Origin of the sequence: Corynebacterium sp. NML 150383 (genome assembly GCF_002285085.1) — a bacterium.
In the GTDB taxonomy this organism is placed as follows: Bacteria; Actinomycetota; Actinomycetes; order Mycobacteriales; family Mycobacteriaceae; genus Corynebacterium; species Corynebacterium gottingense.
In genome coordinates this window covers 1-14,877 of sequence record NZ_NSGK01000016.1, presented here as the reverse complement: position 1 = coordinate 14,877, position 14,877 = coordinate 1, and the positions used below count along the sequence as shown (strand labels likewise).

The window sequence follows — 14,877 nt, the reverse complement described above, 5'->3', positions numbered from 1 at the left end:
ACGGCTGAATTAGCCAAACTCACGCTCCGCGACATCTTCCACGCACTTTTCGTAAGCGGCCGTGTCATCCACCAAGTGGTCGCACTCCCCGACGAGGGTAGAAACGAGTCCGACACCGACGAGCATAAACACCACGCTGAGCAGCGAGGCGATCGCGCCGAGAACGATGCCGGCGATGGCCATCCCCTTCCGCGCGCCCGGACCGGCGATCTTCTTCGCGCTCCGGATCCCCAAAATGCCGAGGATGATCGCGATAACACCGAGGAACACCCCGCCGACGATCGTAATGATTGCAAGCATGGCGAGGATACCCACGATCATGGCGGCAAGCGCCATGCCGTTGTTCTTCTGTACCCCATACGGCTCGCCCTGCGGGTACGCGCCACCGTAGGCGGCACCGCCGCCGTACTGCCATTGCTGGCCCGGCTGGCCCGGCTGTGGCTGACCTGGCTGCGGGTGCTCCCCGTAGCCCGAGAACCCCTCGGGGTGGTTGTACGGACCCTCCTGGTTCGGGTTATAACGATCTGTCATGGTCGTCTCCTTCACTCGTCGCCGTGCACTCGCCCACACTACCGGTCTTTTGCGCTACCAGCCACGCAGATAGTCAATGCGCTGCTGCAGCTGCTCGGCGTTGCACAGTGCGGTCGGCGGCCCGCCGCACGCCTTCTTTGCCTCCGTGTGGATCGCGCCGTGCGGACGCCCCGTCTTGCCCGCGACGATGGAGACGCGCGTGTTCAGCTCCTTGCGCAGCCTGGGGATCTCATCCGCAGCGGTCTCGCCCCCGCCGCCGGTGGAGCCAGACTTGGACGGTGCGGCGCCGGGCCCAGCAGCGACCGGCTCGCCCAGCGTTTTCGCCCGTTCTGCGGCTTCGCGCTCCGCGGCCTTCCGCGCCTTCTCCTCCGCCTCACGGGCGTCCAGCTGGTCGCTCTGCCGCTTGCGCAGCAGGGTCTTGACCTGTTCGGCGTCCAGCAGTCCCGGGAGCCCAAGGAAGTCCTGTTCCTCGGCGGAACCAGCTGCGGTCGCGGTGCCGTAGGTGGAGCCGTCGAAAATCAGCGAATCCAGCTCGGCGGACGCACCGATGGACTCGTAGCTCGGCCCCTCGTCGGGCTCGTTCTCCTGGCGGTTGGCTTGCTCAATGAGCTCGTCGGACCAGCCCTGCTCGCGGTGCGGCTTGCCCAGGACGTGGTCACGCTCCTCCTCCATGTTCTCCGCCAGCCCCAACAGCACGGGCACGGACGGCAGGAACACGGACGCGGACTCGCCGGGCATGCGGGAGCGCACGAAACGGCCGATTGCCTGGGCAAAGAACAGTGGCGTCGATGCGGAGGTGGCGTACACGCCGACGGAGAGGCGCGGGACGTCGACGCCCTCGGAAACCATTCGCACCGCCACCATCCACTCGTCGCGGGACGCCGAAAACTCCTCGATGCGGTCGGAGGACCCGGGCTCGTCGGAAAGCACCACCGTGACCGGCGTGCTGGAGATCCCCTCGAGCATCTTGGCGTAGGCGCGCGCCGTGGTTTTGTTCGTGGCGATGACCAGCCCGCCCGCGTCCGGCATGTTGGCGCGGATCTTGGTCAGGCGCGTGTGCGCGGCCTGCAGCACGAGCCGGATCCAGTCCCCCTTCGGGTCCAGTGCCGTCTTCCACGCGCGTGCCGTTTGCTCCGCGTTGAGCGGTTCACCGAGGCGGGCTGAGTATTCCTCGCCCGCGGAATCCCGCCATTCTGTCTCCCCGCTGTAGGCGAGGAAGACAACGGGGCGCACGACACCGTCTTTGAGCGCGTGCGAGTAGCCGTAGGTGTAATCGGCCTCGGAGACGAGGTGCCCCTCGCCGTCCTCGTTGTAGCGCACGAATGGGATCTGCGAGTCATCGGAGCGGAACGGCGTACCGGTGAGCGCGAGTCGGTGCTCCACGTCATTATACGCCTCATAGACGCCGTCGCCCCAGCTCTTCGAGTCGCCGGCGTGGTGGATCTCGTCCAGGATGACCAAGCTGCGCCGCGCCGACGCGACTGCGTGGTGCTTGAACGGGTGCATGCCCACCTGCGCGTAGGTGACCACGATGCCGTCGTAGGAGGGGTTCACCGCGGACGAGTTGGTGAAGTTGGGGTCCAGCGACAACCCGAAGCGCTTGGCCGACTCCGACCACTGGTGCTTCAGGTGCTCCGTCGGCACGACCACAATGAGCCGCTGCACCGTGCGGTCGGCCAAGAGGGTGCTCGCCAGCGTCAGCGCGAACGTCGTCTTTCCCGCGCCCGGCGTTGCCACGGCCATGAAGTCGCGCGGTTTTGTACGCAGAAACGAATCAAGGGCCTCTTGCTGCCATTTACGGAGCTGAGGCCCTGGTGTCGACGCTGTCACTTGCGGCGCAGCCCCTCATAAATCCGCTGGCAATCGGCACAAACCGGGGACCCCGGCTTGGCCTGCTTCTTTACAGAGAACTTCTTTCCGCAGAGCGCGACAACCTGCTTCCCAGAGATCGCGGAATCCACGATTTGGTCCTTCCGCACGTAGTGGAAAAACTTTTCCTTGCCGTCCTCCGTGGTTGACGAGGTGTCCTCCCGGAGGTCGGGGCGCTCAAGAGTCTTCGTCGTCGTATTCACGCCTTCCATCATGCCCCAAAGTGGGTCGGAATTTGCAATGCCCCGCTACCCTTTGCGTTATGAGCGGATCTGACCACACCTTCCACCAACCCGAGTCGGGCGTGCCCGGTCCGCACCCGCACACGATCGACGCCCAGCCGGGCGAGGAGCAGCCCCGCCGCCGGCTCCGCCCGAGGCGCTCCCGGCGCGCGCTCATCACCGACGCAACGCGGACCCACGAGCAGGATCTGCAGAGCCGCGAAAAGCAGTATCTGTTGTGGCAGGGTGCGCGCGTGCCACTGATCGCCATCTCCGTCCTGTGCGCGATGCTGGGCCATTGGTGGTTCGCCGCCCTTTTCTTCTCCATTTCGATCCCGGTGCCGTGGATCTCCGTCATGATTGCCAATGGCCAGGGCGAGGCGCGCGATAAGCGGGACAAAAACGTGTACAAGCCTGCGCTCGCCCGCGAGGAGGCCCGGCTCGCTGCGCAGGCCCGAGCGCAGTTGGAGGCAGGCCAATCGCGCTCTGGCGCCGACCGCTCCCCCACTATCATCGAGTCCGATCCCGACGCCAGCAAGGAGTAGCCAATGCCTCTCGAACCGCTCCCCGAGTCTCTTCCCAGCGCCGTGCGCGCGCTTGCCGACGCCCTCGCGCCGTCCGGTTTTACCGCCGACGGCATCGCCGAGCACCTCGGTCCCCACGCGACTGCGGCGCTCTACCGTGGCGAGCCAGGCGTCGTGCTCGCCGCCTGTGATGCTTCGCCGCTGTCGCGCCTGATCCGTTTCTTCTTGGTGCGCGAGCCGGCGTCGCAAGCCCAGCTCGACGAGCTCCTTACACCTGACCTCGTGCGCATGCTTCTCGACGCCACCGTGATCCGCCCCGCCGCCAACGACCGGTTCGCCGTGGCCCTCGACCTGCGCCCCCACGTCCTCGCGGGGCAGGACCGACTGATCGTGTCGGACCTGGATGCGTCGATGACCGCGCACGTGCCGGGGCCCGACCACGTCCTGGGCGTTGGGGCGGCGTCGCTCTCGCTGCTCAGCGCCTCGCCGGAGACGCCGGTTGGCACGGTACTGGACCTCGGTTGCGGCTCGGGGGTGCAGGCGGTGGCGCAGGCAGGGGTTGCGCAGCGCGTGGTGGCGACGGATGTGCACCCGCGCGCCCTGGAGCTGGCTCGCGCGACGCTCGCTGCGAACCGGATCGACAACGTCGAGCTGCGCCAGGGCCCGTGGTTCGAGCCGGTTGCCGACGAGCGCTTCGACCGGATCGTAGCGAACCCGCCGTTCGTGGTGGGACTGCCCGAGGTGGGCCACGTGTACCGCGATTCGGGGTTGTCGCTCGACGGGGCAACCGAGCTCGTTGTCGGCCAGGCCCCCGCACACCTGGCGGAGGGCGCGACCGCGTGCATCCTCGGTGCGTGGGTCCACCGCACCGGCGAGAGCTGGCGCTCGCGCGTTGCTTCGTGGCTGCCCTCCCGCGGTGTGAGCGCCTGGGTCCTGGAACGCGATGTTGTCGACCCGGGCCAGTACGTCTCTACCTGGCTTGCTGATGAATCGGTCGACGTCCGCTCCCCAGAGGCCGTCGAGCGCACCGAGCGCTGGCTTGCACACTTCCGCGACAACGACGTCGAGGCCATCGGGTTCGGGTGGATCTTCCTCCGCGAGATCGGCGATAACCCCACCGAGATTACCGCCGAAGACCTCTCGCACCCGTTCACGGATCCCCTCGGGCCGGAGGTGGACGAGTACTTCACCAGGGCCGAATGGCTGCGCGGCAGGGGCACCGACGACATCCTGGATGCCGCGTACATGGTCCGCCCGGGCGTGGCGCTGGAAAGGGTGAGCGTCGCCGACGCCGAGGCCGGGATGGGCTTTGCGCAGCGAGTCACGAGGGTTTCGCGTACTGACGGACCGCGCTTTACCCACGAGGTCGACGACGGTGTCGTCTCGATTCTCTCTGGCCTCCACCCACAGGGGTTGCCCCTGCGCGAGGTGGTGGGGTTGCTGGTGGCGTCGCAAGGCGTCGATGACCCGGCGGAACACACACGCCTTGAGAACAACGCAGCGGCGATTGTGGTGGATTGTGTGCGCCACGGCCTCGTCCTGCCCGCTGAGATTATTGCGAAGGAGTCCTGATGAAAGCTGTACTGACGCGAGTGGAGAGTGCTTCTGTCACCGTCGACGGGGAGGTCGTCGGGGCGATCGACTGCCCCGAAACCGGCGGCATCCTCGCCCTCGTCGGCGTGGGCCGCGACGACGCGGAGGACGCTTGGGAGAAGATGGCCCGCAAGATCGCGGAGCTGCGCATTCTCGACGGCGAGCGCTCCGCCCAGGACGCCGGCGCGCCCGTCCTCCTGGTCAGCCAGTTCACCCTCATGGGGCGTACGGCGAAGGGACGCAGGCCGTCGTGGGCGGACGCGGCGCCGGGCGAGGTAGCTGCACCGGTAATTGCCAAGATCGCAGAGGAGCTCCGCGGCCGCGGCATCACGGTCGAAGAGGGCCGGTTCGGCGCGATGATGGACGTGGCGAGCGTCAACAGCGGGCCGTTCACGGTCCTCGTCGAGGCGTGACACGGGACGCAATCTGGCCGCTACCCACGTTCTAGGGAAGAAGTTCCTGGAGTGATGCTGAGAGTCGAGCGAGGCAGACGCGCGTTGCATAATATTTACGCTCAGCCGGAACAATCGGGAGCGTTGCTCCGTTTGATCTATAAGACTGAACTTACGGTTCGAACCCCTTTCAAGGAGGCAGCTCTTCATGACTCAGCCGGACCACGCTCGTGATGCGGGCAACGAAGAAAACGTTGACCGCGGTAGCCGCCGAAATCAGACCAATGACAATCCGTCGGCGGACCTCGTGCGCGTGTACCTCAACGGTATCGGCAAAACGGCCCTGTTGAACGCTGAGGAAGAGGTCGAGCTGGCCCAGCAGATCGAGGTAGGCCTTTACGCCCAGCACCTGCTGGACGACCCGGAGGTCACGCTCACCCGCGCCAAGAAGCGTGACATGAAGATCCTGGCCAAGGAAGGGCGCAAAGCGCGCTCACACCTGCTGGAAGCCAACCTGCGCCTCGTGGTCTCGCTGGCAAAACGGTATACGGGGCGCGGAATGCCGCTGCTGGACCTGATCCAGGAAGGCAACCTCGGGCTGATCCGTGCCATGGAAAAGTTCGACTACGCCAAGGGGTTCAAGTTCTCCACCTACGCCACCTGGTGGATCCGCCAGGCCATCACACGCGGGATGGCGGACCAGTCGCGCACGATTCGCCTACCAGTCCACTTGGTGGAGCAGGTGAATAAGCTCTCGCGCATCCGCCGCGAGATGTACCAGTCCCTGGGCCGCGAACCTACGAATGAGGAGCTCTCCGAGGAGTCCGGCATCGAGGAGTCCAAGATTGAGATGCTGCTGCGCCAGTCGCGCGACCCGGTGAGCCTGGATATGCCTGTCGGCGCGGACGAGGAGGCGCCGCTCGGTGACTTTATCGAGGACGCTGAGGCGACGGACGCCGAAGACGCTGTGGTCTCGACCCTGCGCCACGACGACATCGAGGACATCATCGCAGGCCTGGAGGAACGCGAACAGGACGTGATTCGCCTGCGCTACGGCCTGACCGACGGCGTGCCGCGCACCTTGGACCAGATTGGCCGCCAGTTCGGCCTGTCGCGCGAGCGCGTGCGCCAAATTGAGCGCGAGGTTATGGCCAAGTTGCGCGTCGGCGACCGCGCCGACCGGCTGCGCGACTACGCCTAGTGCACCGCGCGTACACTTGCAGGGCTTGGATGGTCTGTGCGCGAAATGACTCGCGCAGACCGTCTGCACAGAGTGACTCAGAGGGAGAGGCAGCATGCGTGATCTCGTCGACACGACCGAGATGTACTTGAGAACTGTGTACGAGCTAGAGGAAGAAGGCATCACGCCGCTGCGCGCGCGCATCGCGGAGCGCCTTGAGCAATCCGGCCCGACCGTCTCGCAAACGGTCTCGCGCATGGAGCGCGACGGCCTGCTCGTGGTCCAGCCGGACCGCTCCCTCGCGCTTACCCCGGCGGGGCGCCAGCGCGCCACCGCAGTGATGCGCAAGCACCGCCTGGCCGAGCTGCTGCTGACCGACGTCCTACAGCTCAACATCGCGCAGGTCCACGACGAAGCGTGCCGATGGGAGCACGTCATGAGCGAGGACGTGGAGCGCCGCGTCGTCGCCGTGCTGGGCAACCCGACCCGCTCCCCGTTTGGCAACCCGATCCCGGCGTTGGAAGAGCTCGACGCCACGCCGAGCTCCGAAACCGCGTACGGCACCCGCGCGAGCGACCTCGAGCTCGACGGCCCGACCGAGGTGACGGTGGTGCAAGTGAGCGAGATCTTGCAGCAGCTCTCCGCAACCGTCTCCCCGACTGTCGGCGTCGCGTCCTTCGTCGGCTCGCAGGTCACCCTCGAGCAGCACGACGGTGGCGCGATCATGCTCACCACCAAGGACGGCGAACGCGTCGAACTCTCACCCGAACTCGCGCACGCACTGCGCGTCACCCCAGTGGAGGATTAACCCGTGAAGCTTGTAGTCACCGGCGGTGCCGGCTACGTGGGCAGCGTATGCGCTGCTGTGCTCGTCGAGGCTGGCCACGACGTCATCGTCATCGACGACTTCAGCACCGGCAACCGCGACGCCGTCCCCAACGGGGCAACGTTGGTCGAGGGCCATATTTCCGACGTCATCGACCGCGTCCTGTCCGCCGGCGACGTCGACGGCGTGCTCCACTTCGCCGCCCGCTCGCTGGTCGGCGAATCCATGGAGGTTCCCGCCGAGTACTGGCGCGACAACCTCGAGGTCTCACTCACCTTGCTCAACGCGATGCGCGCACACGGCGTGCACTCGCTCGTGTTCTCCTCCACCGCCGCCACCTATGGCGAGCCGGAGGCAGTGCCCATCACCGAGGACGCCCCAACCCGCCCCACCAACACCTACGGGGCGACGAAGCTGTCCATCGATTACGCCATCACCTCCTACTGCCAGGCCTACGGCATCGGCGCGACGAGTCTGCGGTACTTCAACGTTGCCGGCGCGTACGGCGACTACGGCGAGCGTCACCGCACCGAGACGCACCTCATCCCCATCGTGCTGCAGGTTGCCCTCGGCCAGCGCGACGCCATCAAGATGTTCGGCGACGACTGGCCCACCACCGACGGCACCTGCGTTCGCGATTACATCCACGTGAGGGATCTTGCCGACGCCCACGTGCTCGCACTCGAGGCGAATACCCCAGGCACCCACGAGATCTACAACCTTGGCTCCGGCGACGGCTACTCCGTCCGCCAGGTCGTCGAGATGTGCCGCGAGGTCACCGGCCACGAGATCCCGGCCGAGGTCGCACCCCGCCGCGCCGGCGACCCGGCCGTGCTCATCGCCTCTTCGGACAAGATCAAGCGCCAGCTGGGCTGGAACCCCACGCGCACCGACCTGCGCACCATCGTCCAAGACGCGTGGGACTTCACCTCCGCCCGCCACGGGGGTGCTTGAGTCACGCCGCCTGCTCGCGGAGCAGGTCGTCCCACGACTCGCGGCACCCGGCGAGTGCGGTGTTGACCATCCCTTGCCACTCGCCGATCGCCATCAGCTGGCGCTGCACCGCGGACAGCGAATGCCCTGGCACCTCGTCCTGGGCCGCGCGCAGCGCCGCGAACGCCCACGGCTCCAGGCCCGACGCCGCCGCTGCGAGCGCCCACAAGCTCAGCGCATTCGCGCGGATAACACCCGTAAAGTTTCGCGCGATGAGCAGCAGCGCCTGAGCGGCCGTCGCGGAGTGCTCGAGGACGTCTTCGACGAGACAATCGCGCAGCTTACTGCGGGACAGCAGCGAGGCCAGCAGGACGATCTCCTCGTCGTCGCGGAAGCAGTCGCTCAACTGCAGCGGCCGGCGTGACGTCCCCGCCGGAAACTCCGGGTTGCCCGCGCCGCCATGGATGAGCGTCACGCAGCCGTCCTCGATCAGGTTGATGGCGTCCCACCTGTCGCCGCAGCCCTCGCCGGCGCCTGCCGGGTGCGGCGCGAGTTGTTGGATGAGACGGCGGCCGGAGTGATACGCGGCGTCGTAAAGCGCGCGGCATCGGCGCAGGTCGCCGGAATTGTCGGATTCGAAGAAGAGGTGCATGTCCTCGCGACGAAGCTCTGGAAGCATGCCGTTGTCAAGCAATCCGCGCATGGTTGGCGCGTGCACGATCGACGGCACGGTGCCGGAGAAGTACGAGGCGGGGGCGGCGGTGCGCTCGTGGTGTGCGGGGAAGAGTTGGGGGCTGGTGGCGTCGAAAAGCAGGGTGTAGGGCGTGCCCGCGGCGATCTCGGAGACGTGCCAGCACGCGGCGAGCGGCGGGAGGTCGAGCTGGGTATCCAGGGACTGGAGGAAGTAGGCGGTTTCCATCGCCAAATCCGAGTTCGGGATGCGGGTGATGATGACGGCGAGGTGGAGGTCCTGGTGGGCGTCGAAAAGCGCCCGCAGCCCGAACGCAATCTGCTCCTCACTCGCCAGATCAGCGCGCACGATCGGGCCGACCGTGTACGAGGTGGAGTCCTCGCCGGCGTGACTCAGGCCAATGAGGACGAGGGATTCTTGCGGGTAGAAGCCGAGCGCGCCTGGGATGCAGGCGATGAGTTCGGCGGGGCCGTACGGCGGGTTGTTGGGGCGGTGGTCATTGGCGTCAAAGTTTCGTGATTGCTTCATACATATTGGACGCAAAAAGCACCGCCTCGGTTCCCTCGTCCGGGAAACTTCTTTGCTGCGGTATCATTGTTGCCACCTTGGCGCGGGACGCGTGGAATAGTTTCACCCCTGGCGTAGTTGTCTTTGATAATGCGAAAAGGTACGCCACCCGGCATTTGTCCGGGCAATATGGCGTACCGCGAGATCATTTGGGAGGAAGCACATGTCTGATACGTCTCGCATGTATGAACTGGAATACCCGGCGCCCTCCGTCGGCGAGGAATCCGCGAACGGCCCGGCGCTCGTGGTGGCAATGCAGGGTTACGCCGACGCCGGCCACGCCGTCGAGGGAGCCGCCGAGCACCTCAAGGCGGCGCTGGACTCCCGCACGCTCGCCACGTTTAGCAACGATGAGCTCATTGACTACCGCTCGCGCCGCCCCGCGGTGACCATCGCGCAGCACGAGATCACGGACATCGATGACCTGCAGCTGGACCTGCGCGTGCTTCGTGACGAAGCAGGGCGCTCCTTCCTCCTCCTGTCCGGCCCCGAGCCCGACCTGCGGTGGGAGGCGTTCAGCGAGGCCGTGAGCGACCTGGCGCAGCGCTTCGGCGTCGCGCAGACGATCTGCCTCTACGCGGCGCCGATGGGCGCCCCGCACACCCGCCCGCTGGTCGTCTCGGCACACGGCAACAGCAGCGAGCTGGTGGGCAACATGTACACCTTCGACGGCATGGTCACGGTGCCCGGCTCTGCATCGATCCTCATCGAGCGCGCCCTGCACAAGCGCGGCAAGCCCGTCGCCGGGTTCACAGCGCACGTGCCCCACTACGTGGCGTCGTCCCCGTACCCGCACGCGACGTTCCAGCTGCTCCAGTCCATCGAGGACGCGACCAAGCTGAAGTTCCCGCTGCGCGCGCTGGAGTCGGACATCACGCGGGTGTCGCAGCAGCTGGCCGAGCAGATGGCCGGTTCCGACGAGATCGCCCACGTAGTCCACGCGCTGGAGGAGCACTACGACAAGGAGATCAGTGACTACCGCGAGCGCCACCCGCAGGCCATGATGCCGGGCGAGGCGCAGGTGCCGAGCGGCGAGGAGATCAGCGACGCGTTTGAGAACTATCTCACCGCCATCGAGGACCGCGACCGCGTGCTCGGCCAGGACGAACAGCAGCTGAGCCTGCCGTTCGGCGACGATGAGAACAATTTGCTGATGGACCACTTCCTCATCGACCCTGAAGACCCTGCAGACCCGGAAAAACCGGACGACGACGAGTAGGTTTCGCCCCTCGGCTACGGTGGTGAGCGTGACTTTATCTGACATGCTCGCCGATCTCGCCGACGTCCCCGCACCGCTTCTCGACGAAGCCGCGTGGGACTCCTTCCTCTCCTGGACCTCGTCCCGCGGCATCTCGCTGTACCCGGCGCAAGAGGAAGCGTCGCTCGCGCTGCTCGCCGGTGACAACGTCATCCTCGCCACCCCCACCGGGTCCGGCAAGTCCATGGTGGCCAACGCGGCGCACTTCATCGCCCTGACCCGCGGGCAGCGCACGTTCTACACCGCGCCGATCAAGGCGCTGGTCAGCGAGAAGTTCTTCGCCCTGTGCGAGATCTTCGGCGCCGAAAACGTCGGCATGATGACCGGCGACGCGACGGTCAACGGGTCTGCGCCGATTATCGCGGCGACGGCGGAGATCGTCGCAAATATTGCCCTGCGCGAGGGCAAGGACGCGAAGATAGACCAGGTGGTCATGGACGAGTTCCACTATTACTCCGAGCCCGACCGCGGCTGGGCCTGGCAGGTACCGCTCCTCGAGCTGCCGAAGGCGCAGTTCCTGCTCATGTCTGCAACGCTCGGCGACACCGCCTGGCTGGAGCAAGACCTCACCTCACGCACGGGCCGCCAAACCACCTACGTCGGCGGGTCCGAGCGCCCCGTGCCGCTCGATTTCCACTACGTGTTCACCCCGGTCCACGAGACGATCGAGCAGCTTCTCGACGATGGCAAAGCCCCCATCTACGTCGTCCACTTCTCCCAGCGCGAAGCTACCGAGCGCGCCCAGGCGCTGACCAGCCTGAAGATCATCACCGACGAGGAGAAGCGGCGCATCGCCGAAGAGATCGGCTCGTTCCGCTTCACCACAACCTTTGGCAAGACGCTGTCCAAGCTGGTGCGGCGCGGCATCGGTATCCACCACGCCGGCATGCTGCCCAAGTACCGCCGCTTGGTGGAGCGGCTCTCACAAACCGGCCTTCTCAAAGTGATCTGTGGTACCGACACGCTGGGCGTGGGCATTAACGTGCCGATCCGCACCGTGGTGATGACCGGCCTGGCCAAGTACGACGGGACGCGCCAGCGCATCCTCAAATCCCGCGAGTTCCACCAGATTGCCGGCCGGGCCGGGCGCGCCGGCTACGACACGGAGGGCACTGTCGTTGTGGAGGCGCCGGAGCACGAGATTGAGAACGTGAAGCTGCGCAGGAAGGCCGGCGACGACCCGAAGAAGCGCAAGAAGCTGCGGAAGAAGTCCGCCCGCGACGGCGAGGTCTCCTGGTCCGAGGACACGTTCAACCGGCTCACCACCGCGGAGCCGGAGGAGCTGACCAGCCAGTTCAGCGTGTCCAACTCGATGCTGCTCAACGTGGTGGCCCGCCCGGGCGACGGCTACGAGCACATGCGCCACCTGCTGCGCACCAACCACGACTCGCGGGCGAAGCAGAACCGAGACATCCTCACCGCGGTCGACTTGTTCCGCGGGCTGATCAACGCGGGCGTCGTCGAGCGCACGCCCGACTCGCCCGCATTCCGCCCCTACACGCTCACCCGGGAACTGGACCGCGACTTTGCGCTCAACCAGCCGTTGTCACCGTTCGCGCTCGCGTTCCTCACCATCTTGGACCCCGAGTCCGACACCTACGCGCTCGACGTCATCTCGACGTTTGAAGCAATTCTCGACGACCCCCGCCAGCTCCTCCAGGCACAGCAATCCGCCGCCCGCGGCGAGGAAATCGCCGCGCTTAAGGCGGACGGCGTGGACTACACCGAGCGCATGGCGCTCATCGAGGACGTCACCTACCCGAAGCCGCTTGCTGACGAACTCGACGAGGCCTTCGACACCTTTTGCCAGGGCAACCCGTGGGCGAAAGAGTTCGAGCTCGCGCCGAAGTCCGTCGTGCGCGACATGATCGAACACGCCATGACGTTTTCCGACCTCATCGCCACGTACGGCCTCGCGCGCAGCGAGGGCGTGGTGCTGCGCTACCTCACCGACGCGTGGCGCACGCTGTCCCATTCCATCCCCGAAGCCAACATGAACGAGGAGCTCGAAGACATCATCGTGTGGCTCGGGGAGTTGATCCGCCAGGTGGACTCGTCGCTTATCGACGAATGGGCGCACATGGCCGACGAAGACTCCCCCATCGACCAGGCGACGCTGGACCGCGAGCTGGCGTTCGGTGTCGAGGACCCGAACGCCCTCACCGCCAACCGGCGCGCCTTCACCATCATGGTCCGCAACGCCTTCTTCCGCCTCGCCGAACTTTTCGCGCTGGAGAAGGAGCGCGAGCTGGACGAGATGTTCGACTACCTTGACCCGGACGCGCGCCCCGACTTCCCCGCAGGGATGGACGACTACTTCGACGAGTACGACGACGTCGACACCGGTCCCGACGCTCGTGGACCCGAGTACTTCCGGCTTGGCGACACCACCGGGCGCACCTGGGAGGTCACCCAGATCCTCAAGGACCCGGAGGACGACAACGCGTTCCAATTCCACGGCGTCGTGGACTTGGACGCCTCCGATGAGGCGGGAGAGGTCCGCCTCCAATCTTTGGAATTGCGGGAGGGGTAGCTCTTTTGGGGGTGGCGTGGCGTCGATAAGCATGCCCCTTTTCTGTGGATAGACAGGTACGTGAGCTGGGCTTTTCATGCGCGCCGCTGCATAACTTGCACAATATGCAGTGCGTAAAATTCACCCAGCGAACGTGACATTCACCTCACTGGCTTGCGGTACATTGTTGTTCCAAACACAATCCGACAATTTGTGAGGAGTAACACAATTGACTCGTGCGCTCGTGATCGGCGCAGGCATGACAGGCCTGTCCACCGCATGGTTCCTGCAGGAATACGGGTACGACGTTGAGGTCGTAGACAAAATTGGCGTCGCGGGCGGCTCCTCGTGGGGCAACGCCGGCTGGCTCGCGCCCGGCAAGACGATCCCGCTGTCCAACTCCAGCCTCTGGGCGTACGGGCCGACCGCGCTCTTCGATCGCAACGCCGCGCTCTCCGTCCCCGTGCGCGTCGACCCGAAGCTGTGGGCGTTCTGCGCGCAGTTCATGGCGCACGCCACGCAGCGCGCGTGGGACAAGACCATGGCCGGCCTGACCCCTGCCGACATGGCCTCGCTCGCCGCCTTCGACGACCTCGAAGCGGGCGGCGTGACCTCAAAGTCCTACCGCTCGCCGTACATCATCGGCTTCGAGTCACAGTCGCAGGCCAAGGGCTTCCTCAAGGAGGTCGACGGGGCCATCCGCCACGGCCAGGAGATCCCGTTCGAGCCGATTTCGCTTGACGACGCCCGCGAGCACGCCCCCATGCTCACCGACAATGTCAAGGCGATCTACCGCATGCAAGGCCAACGCTTCATCGAGCCCGGTCCTTACTGCCAGGCCATCGCCGACTCGTTCACCGCGCGCGGCGGCACCATCACCACCGGCGCCGAAGTGACGAAGGTGACCTCCACCCGCAAACCGGCCGTGCAGCTGTCCACGGGCGAATGGAAGCCTGCCGACGTCGTCGTGATCGCCACCGGCGCGTGGATGCCCGCACTGGCGCGCGAGCTGGGCGTCACCACCATGGTGCAGGCGGGGCGCGGCTACTCGTTCAGCGTAGAGACAGAGACCGTGCCCGAGTGCCCCGTCTACTTACCGGAACAGAAGATCGCCTGCACGCCGTACCAGGGCCGCCTGCGCGTGGCGGGCACGATGGAGTTCCGGGGCCCCGACGAGGCGTTCCAGCCGGGCCGCGTCGCCTCCATGATCCATGCGACGAAGCCGATGTTCCGCGGCATCGACTGGGACGACCGCCAGGACGAGTGGGTCGGCTCGCGCCCCGTGACCCCGGACGGCCTGCCGCTCGTCGGCGCGACCAAGGTGCCCAACGTGTACACCAACGGCGGCCACGGCATGTGGGGCATCGTCCTCGGCCCGGTGTCGGGCAAGATGCTGGCCAAGCAGATCGCCACCGGCGAGGTGGACCGCACCATCGAGCCGTTCGACCCGCTGCGCAGCCCGTTCGCCGGCCTGTAGGCCGCCGCCTTTCGGGCATGCGTGTATGCGCCAGGGGCGCTGGCGCATGCGGTGGCTAATGCGCGGGTCTTCGGTGCGGCGCGCGGGCGGTGTGGTCGGTGCCGGTGGGGGTGGCGTTTCCGTATGGCGAGACGTAATAGATCTGTCCGTCCCGCCGTTCGGTGTGGCCCCGGGCGCCGGTCGCGGCCTGCGAGTTGTGGTACTGGCACAACCAACCAAGGTTCGCAGGCGTGGTCTCGCCGCCGTGGCGGTGTTCGCTCATGTGGTGCGCCTGGCAGCGTGTGGCTGGTACGGTGCAGTCTT

The 14,877-nt window shown here is 66.3% G+C and carries 13 protein-coding genes and 1 pseudogene; 9 read left to right on the top strand and 5 right to left on the bottom strand.

Features of this window, described 5'->3' with window-relative positions; genetic code table 11:
• Window positions 1–9: 9 nt before the first annotated feature.
• The 3 genes from CKJ85_RS11415 to CKJ85_RS11405 are packed head-to-tail and all read right to left on the bottom strand — an operon-like array spanning window position 10 to window position 2,612.
• A complete protein-coding gene (locus CKJ85_RS11415) occupies window positions 10–531 on the bottom strand; it encodes a DUF4190 domain-containing protein (RefSeq protein WP_095554390.1) in 522 nt (173 codons plus the stop codon).
• 54 nt (window positions 532–585) lie between these two features.
• Window positions 586–2,361, bottom strand: coding sequence for a DEAD/DEAH box helicase (locus CKJ85_RS11410; protein ID WP_095554389.1), 1,776 nt, complete (start codon window positions 2,359–2,361; stop codon window positions 586–588).
• The gene (locus tag CKJ85_RS11405) at window positions 2,358–2,612 is read right to left on the bottom strand and encodes a DUF3039 domain-containing protein (RefSeq protein WP_095278982.1); all 255 of its coding nucleotides are present in this window, start codon (window positions 2,610–2,612) and stop codon (window positions 2,358–2,360) included. Before CKJ85_RS11405 ends, CKJ85_RS11410 begins: the two co-directional genes overlap by 4 nt.
• A 50-nt stretch (window positions 2,613–2,662) precedes the next feature.
• Here CKJ85_RS11405 and CKJ85_RS11400 point away from each other — a divergent pair, with 50 nt between their 5' ends.
• From CKJ85_RS11400 to galE, 6 genes are all read left to right on the top strand, one after another.
• Window positions 2,663–3,166 (top strand): DUF3099 domain-containing protein, encoded by a 504-nt coding sequence (locus CKJ85_RS11400; protein ID WP_095554388.1) that lies wholly within the window; start codon window positions 2,663–2,665, stop codon window positions 3,164–3,166.
• Between the two features lie 3 nt (window positions 3,167–3,169).
• Entirely contained in the window at window positions 3,170–4,717 is a 1,548-nt protein-coding gene (locus tag CKJ85_RS11395) for a methyltransferase (protein ID WP_095554387.1), read from the top strand.
• Complete coding sequence (gene dtd, locus CKJ85_RS11390) at window positions 4,717–5,151, top strand: D-aminoacyl-tRNA deacylase (protein ID WP_095536685.1); 435 nt, start codon at window positions 4,717–4,719, stop codon at window positions 5,149–5,151. The genes CKJ85_RS11395 and dtd overlap by 1 nt, the downstream gene beginning before the upstream one ends.
• A 187-nt stretch (window positions 5,152–5,338) precedes the next feature.
• Window positions 5,339–6,331, top strand: a complete 993-nt coding sequence (locus CKJ85_RS11385) for a sigma-70 family RNA polymerase sigma factor (protein ID WP_095278973.1) — start codon at window positions 5,339–5,341, stop codon at window positions 6,329–6,331.
• A 94-nt stretch (window positions 6,332–6,425) separates the two neighbouring features.
• On the top strand, window positions 6,426–7,118 hold the full coding sequence (locus CKJ85_RS11380; RefSeq protein WP_095536686.1) for a metal-dependent transcriptional regulator: 693 nt from the start codon (window positions 6,426–6,428) through the stop codon (window positions 7,116–7,118).
• A 3-nt stretch (window positions 7,119–7,121) separates the two neighbouring features.
• Window positions 7,122–8,090, top strand: a complete 969-nt coding sequence (galE, locus tag CKJ85_RS11375; protein ID WP_095534733.1) for a UDP-glucose 4-epimerase GalE — start codon at window positions 7,122–7,124, stop codon at window positions 8,088–8,090.
• Window position 8,091: 1 nt separating this feature from the next.
• Here the strand turns inward: galE and CKJ85_RS11370 are convergent, their stop codons facing one another.
• Window positions 8,092–9,288 (bottom strand): DUF4192 domain-containing protein, encoded by a 1,197-nt coding sequence (locus tag CKJ85_RS11370; protein WP_095554386.1) that lies wholly within the window; start codon window positions 9,286–9,288, stop codon window positions 8,092–8,094.
• A gap of 202 nt (window positions 9,289–9,490) precedes the next feature.
• Between CKJ85_RS11370 and CKJ85_RS11365 the strand changes: the two genes are divergently transcribed.
• From CKJ85_RS11365 to CKJ85_RS11355, 3 genes are all read left to right on the top strand, one after another.
• Window positions 9,491–10,546 (top strand): PAC2 family protein, encoded by a 1,056-nt coding sequence (locus CKJ85_RS11365; protein WP_095534735.1) that lies wholly within the window; start codon window positions 9,491–9,493, stop codon window positions 10,544–10,546.
• 43 nt (window positions 10,547–10,589) lie between these two features.
• On the top strand, window positions 10,590–13,118 hold the full coding sequence (locus tag CKJ85_RS11360; protein ID WP_095554385.1) for an RNA helicase: 2,529 nt from the start codon (window positions 10,590–10,592) through the stop codon (window positions 13,116–13,118).
• A 238-nt stretch (window positions 13,119–13,356) separates the two neighbouring features.
• Window positions 13,357–14,574: an FAD-binding oxidoreductase gene (locus CKJ85_RS11355; RefSeq protein ID WP_165765356.1), complete on the top strand. Its 1,218-nt coding sequence runs from the start codon at window positions 13,357–13,359 to the stop codon at window positions 14,572–14,574.
• Between the two features lie 55 nt (window positions 14,575–14,629).
• Here CKJ85_RS11355 and CKJ85_RS11940 read toward each other — a convergent pair.
• Window positions 14,630–14,877, bottom strand: a pseudogene (locus tag CKJ85_RS11940) (HNH endonuclease); the annotation flags it as partial.

Coding starts and splice junctions, on each gene's coding strand:
- dtd (WP_095536685.1), top strand. CDS start 4,717: ATGAAAGCTGTACTGACGCGAGTGGAGAGTGCTTCTGTCACCGTCGAC.
- CKJ85_RS11385 (WP_095278973.1), top strand. CDS start 5,339: ATGACTCAGCCGGACCACGCTCGTGATGCGGGCAACGAAGAAAACGTT.
- CKJ85_RS11370 (WP_095554386.1), bottom strand. CDS start 9,288: ATGAAGCAATCACGAAACTTTGACGCCAATGACCACCGCCCCAACAAC.
- CKJ85_RS11355 (WP_165765356.1), top strand. CDS start 13,357: ATGACAGGCCTGTCCACCGCATGGTTCCTGCAGGAATACGGGTACGAC.
- CKJ85_RS11365 (WP_095534735.1), top strand. CDS start 9,491: ATGTCTGATACGTCTCGCATGTATGAACTGGAATACCCGGCGCCCTCC.
- CKJ85_RS11415 (WP_095554390.1), bottom strand. CDS start 531: ATGACAGATCGTTATAACCCGAACCAGGAGGGTCCGTACAACCACCCC.
- CKJ85_RS11380 (WP_095536686.1), top strand. CDS start 6,426: ATGCGTGATCTCGTCGACACGACCGAGATGTACTTGAGAACTGTGTAC.
- CKJ85_RS11395 (WP_095554387.1), top strand. CDS start 3,170: ATGCCTCTCGAACCGCTCCCCGAGTCTCTTCCCAGCGCCGTGCGCGCG.
- CKJ85_RS11400 (WP_095554388.1), top strand. CDS start 2,663: ATGAGCGGATCTGACCACACCTTCCACCAACCCGAGTCGGGCGTGCCC.
- CKJ85_RS11405 (WP_095278982.1), bottom strand. CDS start 2,612: ATGGAAGGCGTGAATACGACGACGAAGACTCTTGAGCGCCCCGACCTC.
- CKJ85_RS11360 (WP_095554385.1), top strand. CDS start 10,590: ATGCTCGCCGATCTCGCCGACGTCCCCGCACCGCTTCTCGACGAAGCC.